Annotated in this window: 21 protein-coding genes; 9 read left to right on the top strand and 12 right to left on the bottom strand. The window is 64.6% G+C overall.

Annotation, left to right across the window (positions count from 1 at the left end):
- The first annotated feature begins 7 nt into the window (after positions 1-7).
- The 4 genes from BMW76_RS32860 (at position 8) to hutC (BMW76_RS32845) (ending at position 4,183) form a co-directional block, all read left to right on the top strand.
- Positions 8-760 (top strand): ABC transporter permease, encoded by a 753-nt coding sequence (locus BMW76_RS32860; protein ID WP_090872855.1) that lies wholly within the window; start codon positions 8-10, stop codon positions 758-760.
- A 21-nt stretch (positions 761-781) separates the two neighbouring features.
- Positions 782-1,573 (top strand): ABC transporter ATP-binding protein, encoded by a 792-nt coding sequence (locus tag BMW76_RS32855; protein WP_090872853.1) that lies wholly within the window; start codon positions 782-784, stop codon positions 1,571-1,573.
- Positions 1,574-1,664: 91 nt separating this feature from the next.
- Positions 1,665-3,290 (top strand): HAL/PAL/TAL family ammonia-lyase, encoded by a 1,626-nt coding sequence (locus BMW76_RS32850; protein ID WP_090872850.1) that lies wholly within the window; start codon positions 1,665-1,667, stop codon positions 3,288-3,290.
- Positions 3,291-3,427: 137 nt separating this feature from the next.
- Complete coding sequence (hutC, locus tag BMW76_RS32845) at positions 3,428-4,183, top strand: histidine utilization repressor (protein WP_090872848.1); 756 nt, start codon at positions 3,428-3,430, stop codon at positions 4,181-4,183.
- 13 nt (positions 4,184-4,196) lie between these two features.
- Here hutC (BMW76_RS32845) and hutC (BMW76_RS32840) read toward each other — a convergent pair whose 3' ends face one another.
- The 5 genes from hutC (BMW76_RS32840) to BMW76_RS32820 form a co-directional block, all read right to left on the bottom strand.
- On the bottom strand, positions 4,197-5,057 hold the full coding sequence (gene hutC / locus BMW76_RS32840; protein WP_245763476.1) for a histidine utilization repressor: 861 nt from the start codon (positions 5,055-5,057) through the stop codon (positions 4,197-4,199).
- A 23-nt stretch (positions 5,058-5,080) separates the two neighbouring features.
- Complete coding sequence (locus BMW76_RS32835) at positions 5,081-5,947, bottom strand: amino acid ABC transporter ATP-binding protein (protein ID WP_090872846.1); 867 nt, start codon at positions 5,945-5,947, stop codon at positions 5,081-5,083.
- Positions 5,948-5,985: 38 nt separating this feature from the next.
- A complete protein-coding gene (locus BMW76_RS32830; RefSeq protein WP_090872844.1) occupies positions 5,986-6,648 on the bottom strand; it encodes an amino acid ABC transporter permease in 663 nt (220 codons plus the stop codon).
- A 10-nt stretch (positions 6,649-6,658) separates the two neighbouring features.
- The gene (locus BMW76_RS32825; RefSeq protein WP_090872842.1) at positions 6,659-7,309 is read right to left on the bottom strand and encodes an amino acid ABC transporter permease; all 651 of its coding nucleotides are present in this window, start codon (positions 7,307-7,309) and stop codon (positions 6,659-6,661) included.
- An 83-nt stretch (positions 7,310-7,392) separates the two neighbouring features.
- Positions 7,393-8,232, bottom strand: a complete 840-nt coding sequence (locus BMW76_RS32820; protein WP_090872840.1) for a transporter substrate-binding domain-containing protein — start codon at positions 8,230-8,232, stop codon at positions 7,393-7,395.
- Positions 8,233-8,572: 340 nt separating this feature from the next.
- Here BMW76_RS32820 and BMW76_RS32815 point away from each other — a divergent pair, with 340 nt between their 5' ends.
- A complete protein-coding gene (locus BMW76_RS32815; RefSeq protein ID WP_090872837.1) occupies positions 8,573-9,568 on the top strand; it encodes an isopenicillin N synthase family dioxygenase in 996 nt (331 codons plus the stop codon).
- Complete coding sequence (locus tag BMW76_RS32810; protein ID WP_090872835.1) at positions 9,565-10,977, top strand: FAD-binding oxidoreductase; 1,413 nt, start codon at positions 9,565-9,567, stop codon at positions 10,975-10,977. The genes BMW76_RS32815 and BMW76_RS32810 overlap by 4 nt, the downstream gene beginning before the upstream one ends.
- Positions 10,978-11,016: 39 nt before the next feature.
- Here BMW76_RS32810 and BMW76_RS32805 read toward each other — a convergent pair whose 3' ends face one another.
- Both BMW76_RS32805 and BMW76_RS32800 read right to left on the bottom strand, forming a co-directional pair.
- Positions 11,017-14,433, bottom strand: coding sequence for an alpha/beta fold hydrolase (locus BMW76_RS32805; protein WP_090872832.1), 3,417 nt, complete (start codon positions 14,431-14,433; stop codon positions 11,017-11,019).
- A gap of 467 nt (positions 14,434-14,900) precedes the next feature.
- Complete coding sequence (locus BMW76_RS32800; RefSeq protein WP_090872830.1) at positions 14,901-15,710, bottom strand: hypothetical protein; 810 nt, start codon at positions 15,708-15,710, stop codon at positions 14,901-14,903.
- Positions 15,711-16,098: 388 nt separating this feature from the next.
- On the opposite strand from BMW76_RS32800, the gene BMW76_RS32795 reads away from it, so the two are divergent.
- From BMW76_RS32795 to BMW76_RS32785, 3 genes are all read left to right on the top strand, one after another.
- Positions 16,099-17,928: an ATP-binding response regulator gene (locus BMW76_RS32795; RefSeq protein ID WP_090872828.1), complete on the top strand. Its 1,830-nt coding sequence runs from the start codon at positions 16,099-16,101 to the stop codon at positions 17,926-17,928.
- Positions 17,929-17,973: 45 nt separating this feature from the next.
- On the top strand, positions 17,974-18,189 hold the full coding sequence (locus BMW76_RS32790; protein ID WP_143062380.1) for a hypothetical protein: 216 nt from the start codon (positions 17,974-17,976) through the stop codon (positions 18,187-18,189).
- 127 nt (positions 18,190-18,316) lie between these two features.
- A complete protein-coding gene (locus BMW76_RS32785; protein ID WP_245763475.1) occupies positions 18,317-18,655 on the top strand; it encodes a hypothetical protein in 339 nt (112 codons plus the stop codon).
- A 185-nt stretch (positions 18,656-18,840) separates the two neighbouring features.
- On the opposite strand, the gene BMW76_RS32780 is transcribed toward BMW76_RS32785, so the two are convergent.
- The 5 genes from BMW76_RS32780 to BMW76_RS32765 all read right to left on the bottom strand — a co-directional run bounded on the left by BMW76_RS32780 (position 18,841) and on the right by BMW76_RS32765 (position 23,137).
- The gene (locus tag BMW76_RS32780; protein ID WP_090872909.1) at positions 18,841-19,593 is read right to left on the bottom strand and encodes a response regulator transcription factor; all 753 of its coding nucleotides are present in this window, start codon (positions 19,591-19,593) and stop codon (positions 18,841-18,843) included.
- A gap of 721 nt (positions 19,594-20,314) precedes the next feature.
- Positions 20,315-20,473 (bottom strand): hypothetical protein, encoded by a 159-nt coding sequence (locus tag BMW76_RS41410; protein ID WP_177200561.1) that lies wholly within the window; start codon positions 20,471-20,473, stop codon positions 20,315-20,317.
- Positions 20,451-21,452, bottom strand: a complete 1,002-nt coding sequence (gene cydB, locus BMW76_RS32775; RefSeq protein WP_090872822.1) for a cytochrome d ubiquinol oxidase subunit II — start codon at positions 21,450-21,452, stop codon at positions 20,451-20,453. The genes BMW76_RS41410 and cydB overlap by 23 nt, the downstream gene beginning before the upstream one ends.
- A 39-nt stretch (positions 21,453-21,491) precedes the next feature.
- Entirely contained in the window at positions 21,492-22,913 is a 1,422-nt protein-coding gene (locus tag BMW76_RS32770; protein WP_090872820.1) for a cytochrome ubiquinol oxidase subunit I, read from the bottom strand.
- Positions 22,910-23,137 carry a hypothetical protein gene (locus BMW76_RS32765; protein ID WP_090872818.1) on the bottom strand — a complete coding sequence of 76 codons (228 nt, stop codon included), beginning with the start codon at positions 23,135-23,137 and terminating at the stop codon, positions 22,910-22,912. Before BMW76_RS32765 ends, BMW76_RS32770 begins: the two co-directional genes overlap by 4 nt.
- Positions 23,138-23,298 lie beyond the last annotated feature (161 nt).

Raw genomic sequence — 23,298 nt, 5'->3', positions numbered from 1 at the left:
CGCCAACATGTCTTTCGATTTCGACTTTCTGTTCGACACGCTGCGTCAGTTGCTCGCCGCCGTGCCGACCACGCTGGGCCTGTTCTTCTCGTCGCTGGTGCTGGGCGGTTTGCTGTCGCTCGTGATCGTCACGATGCGCGTGTCGCCGCACTGGCTGCCGAACCGCTTCGCGCGCACGTACATTCTCGTGTTTCGCGGCTCGCCTCTGCTGATCCAGATGTTTCTCGTCTACTACGGGCTCGGCCAGTTCGGCGTGATCCGCGAGAGCTTTCTGTGGCCCGTGCTGCGCGAGCCGTATGTGTGCGCCGTGCTGTCACTCGCGCTGTGCACGGCGGGCTATACGGCGGAGATCATTCGCGGCGGCCTGATGGCCGTGCCCGTCGGACAGATCGAAGCGGGCTATTCGATCGGCCTGTCCGGCTTTGCGCTTCTGCGCCGGATCATCGGTCCGATTGCATTGCGCCAGTGCCTGCCCGCGTATTCGACGGAGGCCGTGCTGCTCGTCAAGTCGACGGCGCTCGCGAGTCTCGTCACCGTGTGGGAAGTGACGGGCGTCGCGCAGCAGATCATCCAGCAGACGTATCGCACGACGGAAGTGTTCGTCTGCGCCGCACTGATCTATCTGTTCCTGAACTTCGTCGTCGTGCGTCTGCTCGGCTTGCTCGAACGGCGTCTGTCGCGCCATCTGCGCGCGATGCCCGTGAACGCAGCGCCGCGCGCGATGCCGCCCGCTACCGAAGCACGTCGTGCCGCACCCTGACGGCCCATTCCGGAGAATTACATGAACGCTACGGCACCCGTTGCATTGTCGGTCAAGAATATCCACAAGTCGTTCGGCGACCATCACGTATTGAAGGGCATTTCGCTCGACGCGCACGAAGGCGATGTCATTTCGATTCTCGGCGCGAGCGGCTCGGGCAAAAGCACGTTTCTGCGCTGCCTGAACCTGCTGGAGACACCCGATGACGGCAGCGTCGCGCTCGCCGGCGAGACGCTGACGATGAAGCGCCGCAAGGACGGCAAGCTGCAGCCCGACGACCGCAAGCAGGTCGATCGCATCCGCTCGCAACTCGGCATGGTGTTCCAGAACTTCAACCTGTGGTCGCACATGACGGTGCTCGAAAACCTGATCGAAGGGCCGATGCGCGTGCAGAAGCGCAGCCGCGCGGAAGCCGTCGAAGAGGCGGAAGCGCTGCTCGCGAAGGTCGGTCTCGCCGAAAAGCGCGGGCATTATCCGGCGCATCTGTCAGGCGGCCAACAGCAGCGCGTCGCGATTGCGCGCGCGCTCGCGATGCATCCGAAGGTCATGCTGTTCGACGAGCCGACTTCCGCGCTCGATCCCGAACTGGTCGGCGAAGTGTTGCGCGTGATGCGCTCGCTCGCGGAAGAAGGCCGCACGATGCTCGTCGTCACGCACGAAATGGGCTTTGCGCGGCACGTGTCGAATCGCGTGATGTTCCTGCATCAAGGGCAAACCGAATGCGACGGCACGCCCGACGAAGTGTTCGGCGAACTGAAGTCCGAGCGTTTCCGGCAATTCGTGTCGAGCCATCATTCGCGCACGACCAACTAGGGCGAGCGTCGCGCTGGAACCTGAGACATACAAAAGAGCAAACGCACGAAACGCACGAACGCGCACGTACTCGCACGAAAAAGGCAACATCATGGCTATCACCCGTACCGACCGTCCCTTGAACTGGCGCGAACTGGCCGCGGTTGCGGCCGGTGAGCCGCTCGTGCTTTCCGATGCCGCGCGCGAGCGCATCGCGGCGGCGCGCGTGCTCGTCGAGCAGATCGTCGAGCGCGGCATTCGGGCGTACGGCGTGAATACGGGTGTGGGCGCGCTGTGCGATGTGATCGTGTCGCTGTCCGAACAGCGCACGCTGTCGCGCAACATTCTGATGAGCCATGCCGTCGGTGTCGGCGCGCCGCTCGGCGTCGGGGAAACGCGCGCGATCATCGCGGCCGCCGTCAACAACTTCGCGCACGGGCACTCGGGCGTCCGTTTCGAAGTCGTCGATCAGCTCGTCGCGCTGCTCGATGCCGGATATATCCCCGAAGTGCCAGCGTTCGGCTCGGTTGGCTATCTGAGCCATATGGCGCATATCGCGCTGGTGTGCATCGGTGAAGGACACGTGCGTTGCGGCAATGAACGGTTCACCGGAAGCGAGGCGCTCAGGCGTCTGAAGCGCGAGCCGCTCGTGCTCGAAGCGAAAGAAGGACTGAGTCTCGTCAACGGCACGCCGTGCGTGACGGGCCTCGCCGCGCTTGCGCTGGCGCGCGCCGAGCGCGTGCTCGACTGGACGGATGCGATCGCCGCGATGAGCTTCGAAAATCTGCGCGGACAACTCGCCGCGTTCGACGCCGATTCGCTCGCGCTGCGCGTGTCGCCGGGTTTGAATCTCGTCGGCGAACGGATGCGCAATGCGCTCGCCGATAGCGGCATTCTTGCTTCCGTGGTCGGGCAGCGCACGCAAGACCCGCTGTCGATGCGCACGATTCCGCACGTGCACGGCGCGGCGCGCGATGTGCTCGACGCAACATCCGATGTCGTGAATCGCGAGCTGGCGTCGATTACCGACAACCCGATCGTCGCGGGCACGCCGGATGCGCCGCGTGTGTATTCGCAGGCGCATGCCGTGGGCGCATCGATTGCGCTCGCGATGGACAGCCTCGCGACGGCAATCGCGCAAGTCGCGGCGATGGCTGAACGGCGCCTCGACCGGCTCGTGAACCCGCTCGTGAGCGGCTTGCCGGCGTTTCTCGCAGAGCCGGGCGGCACGTGTTCGGGCTTCATGATCGCGCAGTACACGGCCGCGTCGCTCGTCGCGCAGAACCGGCGGCTGGCCGCGCCTGCGAGCCTGGATGGCGGCATCACGTCGGGCTTGCAGGAAGATCATCTATGTCACGCGACGCCTGCCGCGCTGAAGGCATTGGAGATCGTCGACAACACAGGCCGCATCGTCGCGATCGAATTGCTGGCGGCGGCGCAGGCATACGATCTGCAATCCGTCGACGCGCCGCGCGCGCCGCACACGGACGCATTGTGGCGCCGCGTGCGCGCGACCGTGCCGACGTATCGCGACGACCGGCCGCTCGCCGACGACATGGCGGCCGCGTTCCGGATGATCGGCGAGGCAGCGCCGCCGGTGCCGCCGAATTCGGGCGATCTGCATTCGACGGCGACGCATGGCAATCGCGCTGCACTCGACGATCATGGCGGCTTTGTCACGCGTGCCGCGAACGATCCGACCGCTATCGCGCAACAGGCGCCGCAGTCGGCCGCATGATGAAGTGCCACGGCGCACATGGAGGATTCGGCGGCGCGCTTATCGGTGTGCCGCAACGAGGCACGGCTGCGGCATCGAACTGATGCATTGAACTAATGCATTGAGCTCGCGAGTTCAACCCACGAGGTGATGAGAACATGACGATAAACGGGCACCTGGAGACAGAGGACAGTAGAACGGCCGCTATGCGCACGACGCCGGCAAAAGCATTGCCTGCGTATGAGCAGATCAAGCGCTACGTGATTGCGCAGATCGAAGAGGGCGTATGGAAGCCGGGCGGATTGATCCCTTCGGAAGCGGAGCTGGTGAAGGAGTTCGGCGTCGCGCGGATGACGGTCTCGCGCGCGTTGCGTGAGCTCACGACGGAACGCGTGCTGACGCGCGTGCAGGGTTCAGGCACCTACGTCGCGCCGCAGCGTTACGAATCGACGGTGCTCGAAATCCGCAATATCGCCGATGAAATCGCCGCGCGCGGGCATCGGCATTCGGCGCGCGTGCTCGCACTCGAATCGAGCGACGATCCGCTGGCCGTCGATGCGCTCGGGCTCGCGAAAGGCCCCGTCTTCCATTCGCGCATCGTGCACTACGAAGAGGCCGAGCCGATTCAATACGAAGACCGCTACGTGAATCCGCGCGTGTTTCCCGAGTATCTGGATCAGGACTTCACGGTGGAAACGCCGAATCATTACATGGTGCGTCTTGCGCCGATCCAGCGCGCGGAGTTTCGCATCTATGCGCAAAAGCCCGATGCGCATGTGCGCCGCCATCTGATGATGGAGATCGGCGAGCCTTGTCTGATGCTGTGGCGCAGGACCTGGGTCGGCGAGCAGGTCGCGACATCGGTGCAGCTGTGGCATCCGGCGTCGCGCTTTCATCTGGCCGGGAACGTCTGAATTTTTCTCCGGGCTAGCCCTGCCGCTGCGACGTATCGGGCGCAAAGCGGCAGCCCAGCCGGTATCGCGAGCCCGGGTGCACGAAGCGCGCGAACGTCACCGCGACGCCGCTCGTCCACGTGCGGCGCATCAGCGTGAGGCACGGCTCTTCGGTCGCGATCTGCAGCAGCTCGGCTTCGGCGCGCGTCGGCAGTCCGGCATCGACGATGTGCTCGACATCGTGCGCGGGCACGACGCTGAACAGATATTCGGAAGGACGTGTGACCGAGAAATCCTGCTCGATGAAATCCGGCGCGATGGCGGGGTTCACGTAACGGTCTTCGAGTTGCACGGGCAAACCGTTCTCGCGATGCACGCAGATCACATGAAACACTGAAGCGCCGGGCGGCAAGCCCAACGCATTCGACACATTGACGGGCGCCACTTCGCGCCGCGTGAGCACCGTCTGATAGCTGTATTCGTGACCGCGCGAGCGGATCTCGTCGCCGATATGCGCAATCATCAGCAGCGTCGATTGCGGCTTCGTTTCGGCGACGAACGTGCCGACGCCCGATACGCGCGTCAACAGTCCTTCATCCGTAAGCTCGCGCAGCGCGCGGTTCACCGTCATTCGCGATACGCCGAGCGACGCGACGAGATCGAGTTCCGATGGGATGCGCTCGCCCGCGCGGCGTTCGCCCGATTCGATCGTGTGACGGATGTATTGCTTGACCTGCTCGTATCGCGCGGCGGGTTGCGCGTTCTTCGCATCGGATGCCAAAGCCGTTGCAATCGCGGCCGCCGCATTCGCCGCATGCGCATTCGGGTCGCGAGGCTTGCGCGTCTTCGCAAGCGCGCGTGCGCGGAGTTTGTCGCGGACGGCGGGGGCGGGCATCGCGGCGCCTCGTCAAAACGTGTTCATGCCGGTTCCGCGCTATCGCTGCCGCGCGACCAGAATGCATTGCGGTCGAAATAGTTTTGCAGGAACTGTCGAAGGCGTGGCTGGTTCCCGTCGTGAAAGACGTCGTGCGGCTTGCCTTGAACGGCGATGCGCCCCTGATCGATAAAGACGATCTTGTCCGCGACTTGCGCCGCGAAGCCCATTTCATGCGTGACGACGGCCATCGTCATGCCGTCGCGCGCAAGCTGCTTCATCACTTGCAGCACTTCGCCGACGAGTTCTGGATCGAGCGCCGACGTCGGCTCGTCGAACAGCATGATGTGCGGCTCCATCGCGAGCGCGCGTGCAATCGCCACGCGCTGCTGCTGGCCGCCCGATAGCTTCGCCGGATAGGCATCGCCCTTGTGCGCGAGGCCGACGGTGTCGAGCATCGCGTTTGCGCGCTGCTTTGCGGCGTCGTGCGACAGATGGCGCACGCGCAGCAGCGCTTCCATTACGTTGCCGAGCGCCGTCATATGCGGCCACAGATTGAATTGCTGAAACACCATGCCGACGTTGCGGCGCACGCGGTTGATCTCGCCTTGCGAAGCGCGCACGCGCTTGCCGTTGCGTTCGTTATAGCCGAGCAGTTCGCCTTCGATGCGCACATCGCCCTGGTCGTAAGTCTCCAGCGCGGCGAGGCAGCGCAACAGCGTGCTCTTGCCCGAGCCCGACGGTCCGATGATGCAGACCACCTCTGAGCGATTGATGTCGAGATCGACGCCGCGCAGCACTTCGACGTCGCCGAAGCGCTTGCGCAGATCGCGCACTTCGATCAGTGGTGCATTGCCGGATCGCATCGAACCGAGATGGGAGGAAGCAGGCATGTCGACGAGTGCATTCATGATGAACCTTGATTTCCGTTCACGCTTGCGATTGACGTTCAGGCCATGAAGCGGGCGATGCGCGTCTCGGCCCACATGCCCGCGCGCGACGTCAGCTCGACGAGCGCGAGGTAGCACACGCACAACACGAGCAGCGTTTCGACGAACGCGAACGTCGCCGAGCCGATGCCCGTCAGCACGAACGTGAGCTCGGGCACGGTGACGATCGACAGCACGGCCGTTTCCTTGCTGAGCACGATGATCAGGTTGGTCAGCGCGGGCACGATCAGCACGAGCATTTGCGGCACCTGGATGCGCAGCACCGCTTGCCAGCGCGTGAGGCCGAGACACGACGCGGCTTCGAGATGGCCGCGCGGTATCGACTGAAATCCGGAGCGGAACGCTTCCGCGAAATAGGCGCTGCCGTAAAGGCCGAGTCCGAGCACGCCGGCCGTCAACGGTTCGAGCGTCAGCCCGATGGACGGCCCGCCGTAGTAGAGCAAAAAAAGTTGCACGAGAAACGGCGTGCCGCGAAAGAGTTCGATATATACGCGCAGGATGCCGCGCACCCAGCGGCCGCAAAAGAGTTGCAACACGGCGATCAGAAAGCCGAGCACGATGCCGATGGCGACACCGGCGAGCCACGTGCCGAGCGTCGTCGCAAGTCCGGCGGCGATCGGTTGCAGATTGTGCGTGATGACGGTGGAATCGAATTGCTGCATCGTTCGGCCCTCAGGTCTGCGCGAGGCGTTGCTCGGCGGCGTGCGCGACGAGCGCGAGCGCGCCGCAGATCACGAAGTAGATGAGCCCCGCCGCGAGATACGCTTCGAGTGGCCGGTACGTGCTTGCCGCGATGTTCTGCGCGGTGCGCGTCAGCTCGGCCACGCCGACGACGGAGATCAGCGACGACGCCTTGATCAGCAGCACCATTTCGTTGACGAGCGAAGGCAGCGTCATCCGGAACGCCTGTGGCACCTGAATGCGCCGGAGCATATCGATGGGCGAAAGGCCGAGCATGCGCGCCGCTTCGATCTGTCCTGGCGGAATGCTCATGAAGCCGCCGCGCAATATCTCCGCGATATACGACGCCGAGCACAGCGACACGGCGCTGATCGCGGCGACGATCGGCGACACGTTGATGCCGACAAACGGCAGCAGGTAATAGACGAGCAGCAGTTGCACGAGCATCGGCACGCCGCGAAAGAAGAACACGTACGCACCGCCGAAGCGTTGCGCGAACGCATTCGATGACAGCCGCGCCGAGCACACGCCGATCGCGACGAAGAAGCCGATCACGAGACCCGTCAGCGAAATGCCGATGGTCGCGAGCGCGGCCTGCAACAGCAGCGGAAAACCTTGAGCGAAAACGTGGGCGCTGAACATGGCCTGATACCTGCAACAAAGGACATGTGGGCGGCGCGTCGCGTGCGTGATTTCCTCCGACGCGCCGCGCGCGACTCAGGGCATCAATAGTTGGGCGTGGGCATCGTGGTCGGCGCGTCCATCGTCACGCCGAACCACTTCTTTTGCAGCGACGCGAGGCGGCCGTCGTTGTGCATCTTGACGAGCGCTGCGTTGAACGCGTCGGCGAGCGGCTTGCTGTCCGCGTCCTTGCGCAGGCAATACGCGAAGTACACCTTTGCGCCGAATGGCGGCGTGACGACAGCAAACGTTTCGGGCCGTTGCTTCGCGACGTACGCGATATTCGTCATCGAGTTCGCGACTGCCGCGATGCGGCCCGCTGCGAGATCCGCATAGGCCTGGTTGTTGTCGACGTATTCGCGCACTTCGGGCTGCTTCGGCAATGTCGCGATGTACGCCTTCAACTGGTCGAGCTGTGCGGAGCCTTTGCCCGCGCCCACCGTCTTGCCGACGATATCCGACGACTGCTTGAGCGACGTGTCGTTCGCGCGCTTGAGCAGTGCGTCGGTGGCATCGGCGACGGGCAGCGTGTACGTGTAGCGCTCCATGCGCGCCTTCGTCACGGTGAGCGGTCCGCCGACCATGTCGAACTTGCCCGCTTCGAGTCCGGGCAGCACGCTCGGCCACGGGAGATCGATGAAGCGTACCTTCACGCCGAGCTCTTTGCCGACTTCGGCGAACAGGTCTTTGTTGAAGCCCGCCTGCTGGCCGTTTTCGAGGAAGTCGAACGGCGCGAACTGCATCTCCGTGCCGACGACCAGTTCGCCCGCTTTCTTGACCTTCGCGAGTTGGTCTTCCGCGTGCGCGCTCACGCTGGCCACGGATGCGGCAGCGCAGAACGCCACCATCGCGAGACGACACTTCCAGCCTGCAAAGATACCCATGAGATTCTCCCGTTGGCAAAGCGGTGTCGCGCTCGAAAGCGATAGCGCGCGATTCATGCGGGGCAGTATATACCGCTGCTTTTGCGCGAAAAAAATATTCGCATGCTGTCAAACCCTAATGCAGCGGCTGTTCCTTCTGCAGATGAATGACGGCGCGTGCAACGCGACTTGCGATTGCGCTTTTGGCGGTATATACAACGTGAAATCGCTCGCTGATTCGAGGGCTGATCCGCGAGCCATTTCGTGTGCGATTTCGTGTGCCGATCCGCGTGCCGATTCGTGTGGCTGCGAGCGGCATGTCGAATCGTCCGTTCAATCTTCATGATGAAGGAGCCTTGCGATGCAGCCAGTCACTCGCATTCCGATCGTCGACCTGGCCGGCGTGCGCGCCGGCGACCGTGACGCACTGATGCGCGCGGGCCGCGAGATACGCGACGCGTGCACGACGATCGGCTTCTTCTACATCGTCAATCATGGCGTGCCGCAAGCGGTGATCGATCGCGCGGAACAGACCGCGCGCACGTTCTTTGCGTTTCCCGTCGAGACGAAGCGGCGCGCGGCAGTGAATCACCGGCATCGCGGCTTCAATGCGCTCGGCGACGCGACGATGTATCAGGCGAAGCGTCCCGACTACAAGGAGTTCTTCAGCATCGGTCTGGAGTTGCCCGAGGACGATCCCGATGTGCTCGCGGGACAGGCGTTGCGCGGGCCGAACAACTGGCCGGACTTCATGCCGGAATTGCGGCCCGTGCTGTACGCGTATTACGAGGAAGTGGGCGCATGCGGCGCCGATCTGTTGCGCGCGGTGGCCGTGGGCCTCGGTGTCGACGAGCACTTCTTCGCATCGCGCTATACGAAGCGGATGCAGCGCACGCAGATGGTCTACTATCCGCCGCAGCCGCCGCAATCCGATGAAGACCAGTTCGGCGTCGCGCCGCATACCGACTATGGCTGCATCACGTTGTTGTGGCAGGACCGCGTCGGCGGATTGCAGGTGCGCGAGATCGCAAACGAAACGTGGATCGACGCGCCGCCCATCGAAGGCAGCTTCGTCGTGAACGTCGGCGATCTGCTGGCGCGCTGGACCAACGACCGTTTTCGCTCGACGCTGCATCGCGTGATCAACGCATCGGGTCGCGAGCGCTATTCGATCGCGACGTTCTACGATCCGACCTATACGTCGACCGTCGATCCGCGCGATCTGGGCACGGCATCGGCGGACAGCAAATACGAGCCCGTCGCGGCAGGCGACTACATCCTGGGCCGCATCAACAGCTCGATGGGCTACCGGAAGAAGCTCGCGACGCAAGGCACAACAGGTCAAGGAACCGCATGACAGTGAAAGAACCGGCAGCGCCTGAATCGACATTCGCCGCGACTTTGGCAGCGTTACGTGATGCATTGGGCGACGACGCGGTGCGCGTCGGCGATGCGATCGGCGAGCGCCCGATGACGGACTGGACGCGTCATGGGCCGACGCGGCCCGCCGCGCTGCTGTTGCCGCGTACGACCGAGCAGGTTGCGCGCGCGCTGATGATCTGCAACGACGCACGTCAGCCCGTGGTGCCGCAAGGCGGCATGACGGGCCTCGCGGGCGGCTCGATTCCGCGTGCCGGCGACATCGCGTTGTCGCTCGATCGTCTCGCGGGCGTCGAGGAAATCGACAGCGCGGCCGCGACGATCACGTTGCGCGCGGGCACGACGTTGCAGACCGCACAGGAAGCAGCGGCGCAAGCGGGCTTCGAACTGGCGCTCGATCTCGGCGCGCGCGGTTCGTGTCAGATTGGCGGCAATCTCGCGACCAATGCGGGCGGTAATCGCGTGATTCAATCGGGCACGGCGCGCGACCAGGTGCTGGGGCTCGAAGTCGTGCTGGCGAACGGCGCAGTGCTCAGTTCATTGAACAAGATGGTGAAGAACAATACGGGCTATGACCTGAAGCACTGGTTCATCGGCTCGGAGGGCACGCTCGGCGTGATCACGCGCGCTGTGCTTAAGCTGCAGCCGCAACGCGCGTCGCGGCATACGGCGCTCGTTGCATTGAACGGCTACGAGCAGGCGGTTGCGCTGCTGCGACGGCTTTCGACGCGCTTTGGCAACGACATCGGCGCGTTCGAAATCATGTGGCCGGACTTCTTCGATTTCGGCGTGAAGCTAACGGGCACGCGCTCGCCATTCGCGGAGCCGCATCCGTTGTATGCGCTGATCGAGCACGCGAGCTTCGATGCCGATGACGACGGCGCGCGTTTTTCGAACGCGCTGACGGATGCGCTCGACGAATCGGCGATCCGCGATGCGGTGATCGCGCAGTCGATTGCGGACACGCGCGCGCTGTGGGCGATCCGCGAATGCACGGCGGAATTTCCCGTCAAGCTGGACCCGATCAACTTCGACGTGAGCCTGCCGATCGGCGAGATTGGTGCGTTCGTCGACCGTTGCCGCGTGGCGCTCGATCGCGCGTGGCCGGGCAACGAATCGTATTTCTTCGGCCATATCGGCGATTCGAATCTGCATGTCACCGTCGACGGGCGCTCGGTGCCCGGCGTCGATCATCACGATGTGTACGCGCTCGTGTATGACATGCTCGCGCCGTTGCGCGGCTCCGTGTCGGCGGAGCACGGCATCGGGTTGCTCAAGCGCGAATTCCTGCCCGTCTCGCGCTCGGCGGAAGAACTGGCCGCGATGAGAGCGATCAAGCACGCGCTCGATCCGAACGGTATTTTGAATCCGGGCAAGCTGTTCTGACGCGCGACGACGTGCGCGTGACGAATGCCCCGGCACTCGTCACGCAACGTCGGCACGGGCATGCGCATCCAGATGCCTGACGACGGTCGGAAACACATCGAGGGCCGCGCGTTTGCCGAACACGCAGTCGATATGCCCATAGCCGTCGATCACGTGCCGTTCGTAGTGTTCAGGCCCGAACCGCTCGACCAGCATGTCGAACGTCATCTGTGTGCTGGTCGGCAGATAGCAGAGATTCTCCGAGCCATGAATGAACGCGATCGGCAGCTTCATCCCTTCGATGTTCGGCATGTACACGTCGTCACCGTTCGCATCGACCAGATGTCCCGCGCGCACCATCGCCGCGAGCTGATTGAACAGCTCGACATCGTGAATGCCGAATAGCTCCTGCAGATTCGCGTGCAGTTGCTCGTCGAGTTGCGCGTGTTCGTACAGCAGGCCATACAGGAAAGTCGCGCGATGGCACACGGGGCTGTTGCAGGTTTCGTCGTGCTCGATGGGGAAGAACTTCAGCGCTTCGTCGAGCAGGTTGTGCGGCCACTTTTCATGCTGCGTGTAAGCCGTCATGTCCTTGATGCCCAGATGCAGAAGAATCTGCGGCGTATGCAGGCCCGCCTTGATCCGCTGCAAGAGTCCCGGTACGGGATGCGCCGACACCTGCGACAGCACGGCCGAACGCACGCCCTTGAGCCCCGACATCAGCGACATCGTGAAGGCCAGCGCGCCGAGGCAATGGCCGAACACTTGTATATCTTCGACGCCCGCCAGCTCGCGCACCTTCGCGACGGCAGCGGGTATGTCGTAGCGCGCGATTTCGTCGGCGGTCGTGCGCCCGGTCGCGCTCGGCAATTCGATGCTGACGCGCAGATCGACGAGCCACACGTCGTAGCGCGCGGCGCACAGAAACTCGACGAGGTTCGTGCCGATCAGGTCCGTCGAGAAGATCCGGCTCGATACGCCCGAGCCGTGAATCAGCAGCACGGGGCCTTTGTCGCCGGCGTGATAGCGCGCGAGTCGCAGCGTCTTGCCGTCCTCGGTGTCGAAGTACGTGATGTGCGGCGCGGGCGCGCGCAGCGCACGGCGCAGGCGCGGCGCCGCTTCGGGATTGAAGTACTGCAACGGCGCGGCGACGCCGCCATATTCCGTGTAGAGCACGTCCGCGAAAAAGCGGCCGAATTTCAGCGTCCACGCGAGCCGCGTTTCGATATCGGGCGCATTCGTCACTTCGATCGTGCGCTGCTGCTTGAGGAAATTTTCCGGCGTGATGATGAGCGTCGCGTGACCGATGACGGGCGCATCGTCGGCCTCCGATTCGCGCACTTTCGCGTAAGCGGTATTCGTCTGCGTCCACAGTTCGAGCAGCGACGTGTGCGTGATGATCTTCTCGGCCGTCAGATAGAAGCGCTTGCCGTCGACGGTATCGAGCGTCATCCGGTATTTCATGTTGCGCCGCTCGACGTTCGTTTCGTCGACGACGAACAGATTGAAGACGCCGTCGCTGACGGTCATCGGCTGCGCCGACAGCGCGTTGCACGTGAGCGTGCCGACCATGTGCGCTTCGTGCTGCGGATTCGCGAGCATGTCTTCGAGATCGTCGGATACGACCGTCACCGTGAAGCTGATGTGCGAGCCTTCGGCGGAATCGTCGGCTTGTCCCGCGGGCTTCGTATCGCCGACGAAGTACGTGCCGATCATCGTCTCAGTGAAGCGCAGGCCGATTTTCGGCGCGGGCGGCGGGGCCGATTCGCCCGGCGCGTCATAGTCGATCTGCCATCCACGCGACGCCGCAAGCTGCGCGCAGTTGCGCTCGGCGAGCGCGGAGATCGTCAGCAGCGGATTCACGCCGAGCGATAGCGGCATCACCGAGCCGTCCATCACGTAGAGCCCTTCGTGCACCGCATGGCCTTGCGTATCCGAATACACGAGGCCCGCCTGATCGACGACGCCATACGCCGCGTCGTCGGCCATCGCGCAGCCGCCCAGCGGATGCACGGTGACGATGCGATTCTGGAACGCCTCGGTAGAAATCGGGTTGCGCACGTAGGCGCCGCCGAGCGCGCTCGTCGCGTCGATCAGCGCCTTTTCCACCGTCTCGTAGATCGGCTGCTTGCCCGCGTTCGGCCAGCTGACGCGCGGACGGCCATCTTCCACTGTGATGTGCCCGCTTTCTTCGTCGTGAGCCATCACGAGCCAGGTTTGCGTGTTGCGCATCGCGCCGTGATACGGGCCGCGCAGAATGCTTTCGGCGATGCGCGCTTCGTCGGCGAGAGGCGGCTCGCTTTCGGGATCGGGCATCTCGACGCCTTCGAGAGGCGCCGCGACGCCCAGCACGCCCATCAGCGCGGCGCCGATGGGCGCGGCGATCGAGCCTTCCTCGATCACGAAGCCGTCCTTCACGTTCGCCGTGTCGCGATGGTCGATGATGCCCGTGATGCACGGTCCGACGGGCGGAATGTCGCCGGCGGGATGCGTGCCCCAGCCGACGCCGTTGATCACCTTGTCGGTGTTGAACGCGAACGCGAGCACGTCGCCGTTGCCGGTGAAATGCTGGCCAAGCTGTTTCGACACCCTCAAACCCGCCTGCTGCGAGCGCAACAGGATCGCCGTTGAGCCGAGCGTGCCCGCCGACAGGATCACGACGTCGGCCGTCACGAACAGTTCGGGCGCGTCGTACAGTTCGCGCTTCAAATCGGCGGGCTGATAGCGGACGCACCAGACGCCGCGCGCTTCGTCGCGCACGACGGAATGCACGGCCGCACCCGTGAAGATCTGCGCGCCGTGCGCGACGGCGTCGGGCAGATAGTTCATGTGGGTCGAGTTCTTCGCGCCGTGATTGCAGCCCGAGTTGCAGTCGCCGCAGCCGGTGCAGCGCTGCTGGTCGACGCCCGCCGCGTTCTTGCCGTCCTTGAACGTCACCGTGATGGGCGGCCGGTAGAAGCGCTCGCTCATGCCGAGCTTTTTCGCCGACAGCGCGAGCGCGTCGAGCTTCGGCAGGTCGGGATAGTCGTCGGGAACGGGCGTCGCGCCGAGCATCGTCGTTGCGCGCTCGTAACAGACGTCGAGGTTCGCCTGGTCGGCGCGCACGGCGGCGGGCCAGCGCGGATCGTCCCACAGCCGCGCGTCGGGCTTGAGCGCGACGTTTGCGTTGATCAGCGACGTGCCGCCCAGCCCGCAGCCGACCACGACGTTCACGTCCGGGTTCACGTGCATTTCGAGCAGCGCGAGCGGCGAGCCGATCTGCGCGAGACTGGTGTTGTACTGGATCTGCTCGGCGCCCTGGAATGGCGTCGCGGGAAAGTCGCCCGCCATGAATTCGCGGCCGCGCTCGAGCAGGCAGACGCTGCGTTTCGCGCGCGCCATGCGGCTCGCAGCGATCGCGCCGCCATAGCCCGAACCCACGACCACCACCTCGTAATGATCCTTCATCGCCGCAAGGGCGCTGGACAAGCGGTTCATGCGACCACCTCTTTTTAGAGTGTGCAGCAGGGCGGGGGAACCCCGAGGAAGACGGCTCGGGCTCGTAGCTTATTTATCCTGGACGGCGCGCATCGAAATGCAAGGGGAAAACGCGCGGTCGGGTGTGCAATTCAAAACCAGGTGTGTTTTTCATGCGCTTTCAGGCGCTTTCAGGCGCTTTCGGGGGCGCGATGCGTTCGGCGCGAAAGGGCGCCTCGGGGCAACGGTTGCGGGAGCGGTGCGCGGGAATGTGCGTTGGAACGCGCCCGGGAAGGTGCGTTGGAACGCGCGGGAACGGTGCGCGCGAGGAAACCCGGCCGCGAACCCGGCGCGGCATCAAGGCATCAACGTGCCTAGGCACGGGCATCCGGGCATCCAGGCACGGGGCATCCGGGCATCCAGGCATCGCCTTATCGAGCCGCCTTACAGCCCGACCGACCGAACGCCGATCGCGAAACGCCAACTCCTCACGCAGCCACTTCGATCATTTCGTCGTCCGGGGCAGTGGCGGCTTCTGTCGCTTCCGTCGCCAGCAGGTTCAGCACGACGAGGATCGCGTCGCGGTTTTCGGCGTGGATTTCGATGCCAAGGACGTCGCGCAGCCACTGGCCGATCTTCGTGTTGGAAAACTGGCTGGCGTCGTCCGTCTTCTTCATCGTGACGCCGAGCTTCACAGCGCGATAGTGATAGGAGGGCACACGATGCTGCGCGGCCACCGCAGACAGACCGCCTTTCGCTTCCGAGCACCAGCCGAGGCTGCCTGCCAGCACGATGCGCTCCGGCGAGTCGAGCGACGCGATGAACTCGCGCGCCGCTTCGCGCACGCGGCGCTCGTTCAGGCCGTATTGCATCAGCACGCTTTCGACGGGATCTTCGAGCGCCTGCGCGCGCAGATCGATTTCCTGCATCATGCCTTCGTGCTCCATCGACACGTTGCGCTGATGGCTCGCGCTGCGCAGGCAGTCGATCAGATAACGGCGGAAGTAAGCGCAGATTGCGTAGCTGTTGGACGGCGCGCTTTCGGGCGTCGCTTTCGATTCGACGTGGCCAGGCGCGAGGCGCAGCACCTTCGTATAGATGAACTGGTGCACGAGCTCTTCCTTGTCCTCGCCGAGCGCGTGCAATTCGAGCGGATGATAGGTGCGCAGCGCACGCTTCACGAGGTCGTACATCGACATCATTTCGTTATCGGTCAGCTGCGTGCGGCGGCGCCAAAGGTCGGGAAGTACGGCGTCGTCGAGAGTGCGTGCGAAAACCTGGCTCGGAACTGCGCCCATGAAGGCCTCCATCGGAAGTGGCAAGGTGCGCGGTAGGGGCGGGTGGTCCCGCCGATGGAGCCTCGACAAACAGGCGTAATACAGGTCGTGAAGCTGAACCTTCAGAGGCTGTTGGCCGCGCTTGATTGTTGAATCGTTGAAACCAGTATGCTTTTTGCACGCGGCTCCGCCTATATGGATTAAGTCATAGCTGAAGGGTAAACCGCCGGCAAGACGGGTAAACTGTCTTAAGACTGCCGTACCGGTGCCGGTGTAAGACGAGCGTCGCCCGGGTTTTATTCCAGACTCGAAACAAGCGGCGGCGCTGCAATGAAAAACAGAAACACCATCGAACAGCGGGGCCGGCCTGGCCGGACTCGAAAGCAACCATGGGACAGGAGACCGCACGATGCGGGCCGATCCAATCCAGCGTGCGATCGACGAAGATCTCGTGCGCGTGCTGTACGCGCAGGACCCGATTGCCTTCTTCACGCACTGGTTTTCGATCGCGGTGCTGGTGGCGATCTACTGGAATGACATCCCGCATCCGCATCTTTTTGCCGCGTGCTTCATCTTCTACGGCTTTGCCAACTGCGCGAGCCTCGCGCTGTGGATGTGCAATCGTCGCTGGCCCGACGCGGCCTCGCCGCGCACGTGGATCAACCTGCACGCGGCGCGGGGCGCGCTGCTCTATAGCGCGCCGGGGCTCGCGATCTGGTTCGCGTTCCAGAGCCCGCACACGGATCTGCCCATCCTGCACACGGTGATGCTCGTCACGCTGGCGGCGGGCGTGTTCATGTCAAACGGCTTCGACGTCGCCAACTTCGCGACGGCCATTCCTTTCCTGCTGCTGCCCGCGATCGTGTTGCACTTCGGCACGCACACGTTCGACCGCACGATTCTCGCGATCGTCCTCGCGTTCTTCTTCTGCGCGATCAACGTCTACGCGCTCAGCTACCGCAAGCTGTTCCAGCGCGTCGTGCAGGCGCGCGTCGATCAGCAGGCGCTCGCCGAATCGCTCGCCGCGCAAAAGCTCGTCGCCGAAGAGGCGAGTCTCGCGAAGACGCGCTTCTTCGCGGCCGCGAGCCACGACCTGCGGCAGCCGCTGCACGCGATCGGGCTGCTCGCGGCATCGCTGAACGATCCGGCGGCGACGTCCGTCCAGCATGCGAAGACGGCCAGCAACATCGCCAACAACGTCGAGGCGCTCAACCAGCTGTTCAACCAGGTGCTCGATCTGGCGCGGCTCGAAAGCGGCGTCACGCAGGTGATCAAGCTGCATTTCCGGCTCTCGGAACTGTTCGACCGCGTCGGCAGCCAGTACTGGCCGCAGGCGGCCGCGAAGGGCCTCGCGCTGCGCATCGCCCCGACGGACGCCGTGATCCACGACGACCCGGTGCTGCTCGAGCGCATCCTGAGCAACCTGCTGTCGAACGCGGTGCGCTACACGGAGGGCGGTGCGATCTGGATGGGCTACCGGCGCGCGGGTCGGCTCGACGGCGGCTATATCGAAGTGCGCGATTCGGGCATCGGCATTCCGAAGGCCGAGCAGGAGCGCATCTTCGAGGAGTTCTATCAGGTCGCCAATCCGCACCGCGACGCGCGGCAAGGGCACGGCCTCGGGCTGCCGACTGTTAAGCGGCTCGTCGAGATGCTCGGCGGCAAGCTGCAACTGCGCTCGGCGCCGGGGCGCGGCACGGTGTTCCGCTTCCCGGTGCGCGCGGGCGATCCGGCGCGGATCGTTGCCGGTCTCAACGACTCGGGCGCGGGCGGCGCGGCGGCGCTCGGTCGTCACGTGCTGTGCATCGACGACGAGCCGGCGATTCTCGAAGGCATCCAGAATCTGCTCGGGCGCTGGGGCTGCGTGGTGCGCGGCGTGCCGGACGAGCGTCAGGCGCTTCTCGCCATCGACGAAGGCTTCATGCCCGACGCCGTGCTCTGCGATTACCAGCTCGCGAACCACCGGACGGGCGCGCAGGCGCTCGGCGCCGTGCGCGACGCGTTGCGGCGGCGCGGCCGCGAGCGCGTCGTGACGCTGCTGATTACGGGCGATATGGCGTCGGTGGAACTGGAGGCGCTCGCGCTGCAGGGGATTCCCGTGCTGCACAAGCCCGTAACGCCAGCGCGCCTGCGCCGCACGCTGGAACTGCTGTGGCAGCAGCCGGGCGCCGATGCCGACGCCGACGCCGCCACGAGCGTGGAAGGCGCGGCTACGCAGCCGGTGACGTCGCGTAGCTGAGATCGCGGCGTTCCGACTGGCTCGGCGATCATTGTTCGCGGCAGTTTGTTCCAGACCAGACCAGCTAATTTCTCTGAGGCCGTGTTCGCGGCGATCGGCGGCATGCTGCTGTCCGTTCTGTTCTTCTTCGCTCCATCCAAACGGCTCATTCGCTTTTCGAACGCCGCGTTGTGTTCCCGCGCCCGCCCGCCGGCCTTTTTTGAGAAGTGTCTGATCGACCGGCCCCAAGCCTGGCTGCTGAAATACGCCGATTCGCGATAACGGCGGCCTTCGAGCCACCGGCGTCGCGTGGCGATCGGCAGGCATCGCGCCGATCGCTTCATCCGCTGTCCGCAGCGAATTCTCCCGCCAACGGTCGGCGCCCAGCGGATTTGCGCTGGCGCGGCTATTGAATCAACGAGGTATCGAAGTGAACGGACATCCTTCCGACCGGCTCGTCGCCGGCGTTCTGCTCGGCGCGGTCGTGACGAGCGCTATCGTCATCGGCATGCTGTATCTCGGCATTCCGTCCAGCCGGCACGCGCATATGGCGATGCGGCTCGGCTTGCCCGTCGCGCTGTCGTGTGCGCTGCTTTTCCCCGTGCCGCTTTTGCATCGCACTGTGCTGCGCGAGCGCCGCAACCTGTTCGTGCTCGACGAAGACCTCAACGCGCTGCTGCTCGGCCGGGCGATCGGCCTGATCGGCGGCGTCGCGCTCGGCGTCACGCTCGCGACCGAACTGCTGTAACCAGCAATGCGCCTTTGCGGCTCCAGGGGGCCGCGTCCTTCCGAAAGGCGGCATCCGATATGCACCGGTCAGCATCCGATGCCGCCGTCCTCCGCATCTTCTGCGCCGAATTCCAACGCCGAATTCCAACGCCGAATTCCAACGCCGAATTCCAACGCCGAATTCCAACGCCGACGCGGCTTCCGCTAAAGCGACTTTCCCGCTTCGAGCCAGCCGTTAATTACGGCAATCGCGGTCGCGCGATTGTGCACGCCGAGCGCGCGAAAGATCACAGACAGATGGACCTTGATCGTCCCCTCGGCGACGCCGAGATCGCGCGCGATCATCTTGTTGGTCCAGCCGCGATGCACGAGGCGCATGATTTCCTGCTGACGCGGCGACAGGTTTTCCAGCAGATGCTGCTGATGCGGCTGCAACGCTTCGACGCGGACGATGGGCGCAGCTTCCGGCGGCGCGGGCGCTGTCGCTTGCGCGGTGGCCGTCGCTGCGCTTGCCGTCGACGTCGGCTCCATCGTTGCCGTCGCGGCTTCGCGGTTGCCGAGCAGGCTCAGGGCTTCCATCGGCACGTAGGCGCCGCCGGAAAGCACCAGTTCGATCGCCTTGAGCATCACGCTCGCGGGCTGGCGTTTCGGCACGAAGCCGAGCGCGCCCGCCGCGAGCACGGCGCGCATCTCGTCGGGCGACTCTTCCGCGGACAGCACGACGACGGGCAGCGCGGGGTTGGCCGTCAGCAGGTTTTGCAGCGAGGAGGCTCCCGTCATGCCTGGCATATGCAGATCGACGATCGCGAGGTCGTGGTCGGCGTCGGGCCTGGCGATGGCGGCCAGCGTTTCCCACGTATCGGCTTCGTCGAACACGGCGTCGGGATCGAGTCCGCGCAACAGACCTTTGACGCCCTGGCGGATCAGTTCATGATCGTCGGCTACGAGAAACTTCATCATGTCTCCGCTTTCGGCCCTGCCGATGTTGTACCTGCGTTGTCGGTCGGGACGGGAGCGGAGGGCGCGCTCCACGAAGTGCGCCATCCGTCCGCAAGGCCGCGCCGCGCGCGCACGAACCGCACGCTGCGTGCCGCAACCCGCTGCATTCCCTGCGGCGCGTCAGCGACGGGCCGTCCATGCAGCAACAACTTTTTTGCTTGCTACGCCGCGATCATATGCCTGATCGTCGGCGTGGTCATGCTCGCCGCAGATCGCTTGCGCGGGCCTTGCGGCCCATGCGCGTGCGTCCGCCGGTCATTGTTTGCGCGGGCCATTCGGAATGCAGCGGCGCCGGCGCCTATCGGTCTGGTCTCGCTCGCGCTGCCGCTGCGGCCGTGCCGGAGAGTCCGGTCCGGTCGACGCGGTTGGCGCGCGTGGTTTTCGCTGGTTTGTACGGCACTGCATCGGTGGCCGGACGTACGTCCATGTCGCGGCCTGCTACGTAGACGAGCCGGGCGGAAGGATTTTGAAGGCGAAGCGGCGGCTCGGTCGGGTGTAGCCGGCGGCAGCGAGCTATGCGCGGCCGTGGCGTGCGGGTGTTCCCTGGCGCGGAAGGCGAGGCTTCGTACACGAAGCCTGCGCGGCATGTTTGACTGCGCGGACTGCCACGCATGCCTCGCAATCCTTTGCTCCAGCCGTTCAGGTGATCGTGAAGAGCTTCGCGTTTCGCGCCAGCCGTTCAGGTGATCGCGAAGAGCGTCGCGTTCATCAGCGCCTTGAACGCATAGCCGACGATCACCGCGCTGCCCACGCCGCCGCACCACAGCGCGATGAACCAGAGCCAGCCCGGCAGGCGCGAGCGGGCGCGGGCGGGCTTAGTGATAGTGGGCGTCGCCATGGCGCACCTTGCCGCGGAAGACCCAGTAACCCAAAGTCGTGTAAGCGATGATGATCGGGATGATGACGGCCGCGCCGACGAGCGTGAACACCTGGCTCGAACGCGGGGCGGCCGCTTCCCAGAGCGTGACGCTCGACGGAATCGCGTACGGCCACAGGCTCACGAGCAGGCCGACATAGCCGAGCAGCACGAGGCCGAGCGCCAGCATGAACGGCGTGTTGTCGTGCCGGCCGCGCACCGCGCGGCGCATGAAATACACGCAGATCGCGACGAGCAAGGGCACGGGCGCGAGGCGCCAGAAGAGGCCGTCGTCGAACCAGCGCTGCGCGATCGTCGGTTCCTGCAGCGGTGTCCACAGGCTCACGACGACGATGAAGCCGAGCAGCACGATCGTCAGCGGCCACACGACGCGATGCAGCCGGCGTTGCAGATCGCCTTCCGTCTTCGCGACGAGCCAGCAGCAGCCGAGCAGCGCATAGGTGACGACGAGGCCGAGGCCCGTCAGCAGCGAGAACGGCGTGAGCCAGCCGAACGCGTTGCCGGCGAAGCTGCCGTCGACGACGGGAATGCCTTGCAGGAACGCGCCCAGCGCGATGCCCTGGAAGAACGCCGCGCCCGCCGAGCCGCCGATGAACGCCAGGTCCCACAGATGCTTCGTGCGATTCGCCTTCGCGCGGATCTCGAACGACACGCCGCGAAAGATCAGGCACGCGAGCATGCCGACGAGGGGCAGGTAGAGCGCGGAGAGCACCGTCGAATAGACGACGGGAAACACCGCGAAGAGACCCGCGCCGCCGAGCACGAGCCACGTCTCGTTGCCGTCCCACACGGGCGCGACGGTGTTCATCATCAGGTCGCGTTCCTTTTCGTCGGGAAAGAACGGAAACACGATGCCGATGCCCAGATCGAAGCCATCGAGCACGACATACATAAAGAGGCCGAGTGCGATGATCGCGGCCCAGACTACGGTTACATCCATTTTTTCTCTCGCTGGTATCGAAGGGTGGTCACGCGTCGATCATCTGGTCGACGGGCTTTGCATGGGACGGGAGAGCGGGCGGCGCGCGGTGCGTACCCGCAGATCGGACGAAGAGGCGGGTACGCCGTCCGGCGTATGGCCCGGCAGCGCGGGACCCGTGCGCATCAGCTTGAACATGTAGTAGATGCCCGTGCCGAACACGAGGAAGTAGATGACGACGAACGCCATCAGCGAAATGCCGACCTGTTGCGCGGAGAGCGGCGACACCGCTTCGACGGTGCGCTTCACGCCATACACGACCCACGGCTGGCGGCCCACTTCCGTCGTGATCCAGCCCGCGAGCAGCGAGATGAAGCCCGTCGGGCCCATCGCGATCGCGATGCGGTGGAACCACTTCGCGTCATACAGCTTGCCGCGCCGGCGCAGCACCCATGCCGCCGCCGCGAAGCCGATCATCGCGATGCCGAGACCCGCCATCACGCGGAAGCTCCAGAACACGATCGTCGAGTCCGGGCGATCTTCTTTCGGGAAGCTCTTCAGTCCGCGAATTTCGCCGTCCCAGCTATGCGTGAGGATCAGGCTGCCGAGGTGCGGAATCGACACGGCGTACTTCGTCGTCTCAGCCTGCATGTCGGGGATGCCGAACAGGTTCAGCGCGGTGCCGCCTTTCTCGGTGTCCCACAGCCCTTCGATCGCCGCGATCTTCGCGGGCTGATATTCGCGCGTGTTCAGTCCGTGCGCGTCGCCGACGAACGCCTGGATGGGCGCGAGGACGAGCAGCATCCACAGCGCCATCGAGAACATCTTCTTCACCGCATGGTCGCGCCGACCCTTCAGCAGATGCCACGCGCCGACGGCCGCGACGACGAGCGCCGTCACGATGAACGCGGCCATCGCCATGTGCGCGAGACGGTACGGGAACGACGGATTGAAGATGATCTTGAACCAGTCGACGGGCACGACGCGGTTGTCGACGATATCGAAGCCTTGCGGCGTCTGCATCCAGCTATTCGACGCGAGAATCCAGAACGTCGAGATCAGCGTGCCGACGGCGACCATCAGCGTCGCGCCGAAGTGCGCGCGCGGGCTCACGCGCTGCCAGCCGAACAGCATGATGCCGAGGAAGCCCGCTTCGAGGAAGAACGCGGTCATCACTTCGTACATCAGCAGCGGGCCTGTCACGGGACCGGCGAACGCGGAGAAGCCCGACCAGTTGGTGCCGAACTCGTAGCTCATGACGACGCCCGACACGACGCCCATGCCGAAGGCCACCGCGAAGATCTTCGACCAGAACAGACAAAGGTCTTTGTAGTAGGCCTTGCCCGTTTGCAGCCAGCGCCATTCGAGAACGGCGATGAAGCTCGCGAGACCGATGCTGAGCGCGGGAAAGACGATGTGAAACGAGACCGTGAACGCGAACTGCATGCGCGCGAGGTCGAAGGCGGAGATTGCGGTGTTCATGTGTCCGAATCCGAAAGAAAGACACGGCGCGCTCGGCGGATGCCGGGCGCACTGCGTCGTGCAGGTGAGGCGAGCGTAAGCGATTGCGGACGGTTTTGCTGCGGCGCGGGCTGCGTCGATATGGCGCGGAACGGCGCTTCCGTGTGAGCGTTCTGGCGAGATAAATCTTTGATCGCGATCAGGTTTTTGCTGCGCCGTTCGGCGCGCCTGTTGCGCGCGCTCAAGGGGAAAGTGCGTCAATCAACCGCGTCGCAGCATCGTTTGCGTGACGGTTGCGCGACGGTTCATGGCGGTTTGCGCGGCGGCGTCGAAAACAGAAAGGCCGCAAGCGCGGAAGCACTTGCGGCCCGTTGTCGCAGATGAGGATTTCGTGCGAGGCGTTCAG

Source organism: Paraburkholderia diazotrophica, from assembly GCF_900108945.1.
Taxonomy (GTDB): domain Bacteria; phylum Pseudomonadota; class Gammaproteobacteria; order Burkholderiales; family Burkholderiaceae; genus Paraburkholderia; species Paraburkholderia diazotrophica.
The sequence above is the reverse complement of the archived record's forward strand: the minus strand, read 5'-3'. Positions and strand labels throughout refer to the sequence as shown.